The 2,131-nt window shown below is 38.7% G+C and carries 1 protein-coding gene and 2 pseudogenes; all 3 read right to left on the bottom strand.

Features of this window, described 5'->3' with window-relative positions; all coding sequences use genetic code 11:
• Positions 1-216: 216 nt before the first annotated feature.
• Positions 217-282: pseudogene (locus PX481_RS00680) on the bottom strand (DUF4351 domain-containing protein); the annotation flags it as partial.
• A gap of 74 nt (positions 283-356) precedes the next feature.
• Complete coding sequence (locus tag PX481_RS00675) at positions 357-1,781, bottom strand: carotenoid oxygenase family protein (RefSeq protein ID WP_002761784.1); 1,425 nt, start codon at positions 1,779-1,781, stop codon at positions 357-359.
• Positions 1,782-1,897: 116 nt separating this feature from the next.
• Positions 1,898-2,131, bottom strand: a pseudogene (locus tag PX481_RS00670) (Uma2 family endonuclease); the annotation flags it as partial.

The following is a 2,131-nucleotide window of genomic DNA, read 5'->3' as shown; positions in this document are numbered from 1 at the left end:
TTGCTGAAGCGGTAATCCGTTTGAGTTCTTTTTCTAGGGATTCGGGAATTTTTGTCCAATCAATCAATTGGTGAACTTCAGGAAAAAAGAAGCATAAAAACGCTTCAAAATACTCGCTTAATGCTTCTTTCCAGGGTTCATCATAATTGGCGGTTGTTTGTTTCATTATGACAATTTTAGTGGGTTGTTGTCAGAAGGTGAACGCTAACATAAGAACTAAGCAGTTAAAGTATTTAACCAATTGATTAAATCTTCAACCGTAGAGAAATCGAATAAAGCTTCTCTCTCACAAGTCCAGAAAACGGGTTTCTCGAAGAAACCCATTTTCTAAATAGTTTCTCGCAGAAACCCGTTTTCTAAATATTGCCTTTTTCTGATTTTTCTTGCCAAGTACCATGAAAACTGGGAGGGATAACACTGGGTAATTGCAGACAGCAAAGGGGTTCTTTTTCTAACTGCTGACTGTCATAGATTCTCCCTTGGCTGCTGTGATTATTGCCGTCGTAAACCACGACGATTAACCATCCCGTTTCTGGAGATAAACCATCGCAGACAAAAATCGGTTCACTGCCATAACAGTTGCTTTCTAGATAAGCAATAGTTAACTTACCTGTGGAGTGATTATAACAAGCGGGAAGTCCGATAATTTCCCGACGAATATCGCTATCGGGACGATGGACAGCTAAAAAAGTATTTTGCCATTTTTGTCCCACCAGTTGCGGGGAAACCACGGGAAAATCACAGCTTAAATCCGAGAGAATTTCCTGATTAATCACCTTTGCTGATAGGGGATTGATGGTGACACTTGCCAATTTTCCGATGGCTAAAGTTTCGGTTTCACCCGTGGCAACTTCTTTTAAAAATTGATTAGTTTTAAAGTCATCATAACGGACAAAAACAATTTCAAGATTGCCTTGCTCATTCACACAACCATTAGCAAAGTGCCATTGAAACCATGAATCGGTAACACTTTCACTGACTAATTGCAGAGAATCTCGATCAAAAATTAGTATTCTTGTTCCTAATTCTGGCTGCCACTGCATAGCATCACTAAAAGTTTTAAATCCCAACAGTATCGATAATTTATCCGCTTTTATCGGTGGAACGAAAAAGACGAGATACTGTCCTGCTAAAACAAAGTCATGCAGCAGAGACAATCTATCTAACTCAAAAGTATTTTTCTGGATAATTTCACCAGTGGAGTCAGACTTATAGAGATTTAAACTAACTTTAGCACCGATTGTCACCCCGAAATTAAAAATCTCTCCTCTGGACAAATCTAGCTTAGGATGAGCGGAAAAAGTTTCCTTTGCTTGTAAGCTAGATAAATTATCTAAACCTAGAGTTTCTAAAGATTGTAAATCTAATTTATGGGGAAAACCCCCTTCCCAGAGAGCTAATAATTTATCGGGTAAAGCTAACACCGAGGTGTTAGCGGCATTTTTTACCTCTTTTCCCCAATTATTCCAAAAGAAGCCGGGGGCATTCATGCCATAATTAGGAAATAAATATTGATTAGCGGCGCTTTCTTGCTGATAACCGGCAGTCTGAACATAACGATAGGTGGCACTGGCTCCCTTATCATGAAAATGTACAGCTAAAACTGCCCCATCTCCGTCAAACCAATGACCAACTTTTTGCTTACCTCTTTCTAATCTCCCCGGACCATTGCGATAGAGACTACCCCGCAATCCATCGGGAATTTTCCCAGATAATAGGGTTAATTGGGTTTCAGAAAATTCCACTGCTGGTTTTTCTAAAGATTTTGCCCAAGCTTTCATAGATTTGCTTTTTTAGTGATTACATAGTTGAGTATAGCCCTAGACTAGGTTCAATGACAATAATTTCGGCAGTTTACCAGTTAATTAGTATTCGTCACAACCCATCAATTATATCATTATAAAGTATCGGGATCAATTCCCAGAGAACGGATATATTCGGCTAAACGTTGAGATTTTAAACGCTCTTGTTCTAACCTTTGAGATAACTCAAGAGAAGTCAAAAATTTCTGACCATCTAAACTATAAATTTCTAACCCATCTTCTCTCAATTCAAATCGGATTTTTAACCGAGGACTAACCCATCCCTTAATCTCAGGTATAGAGCTTAATAGTCCTTCCTGTCTCAACCA

The organism is Microcystis sp. M53603_WE2 (genome assembly GCF_030065435.1).
The sequence above is the reverse complement of the archived record's forward strand: the minus strand, read 5'-3'. Positions and strand labels throughout refer to the sequence as shown.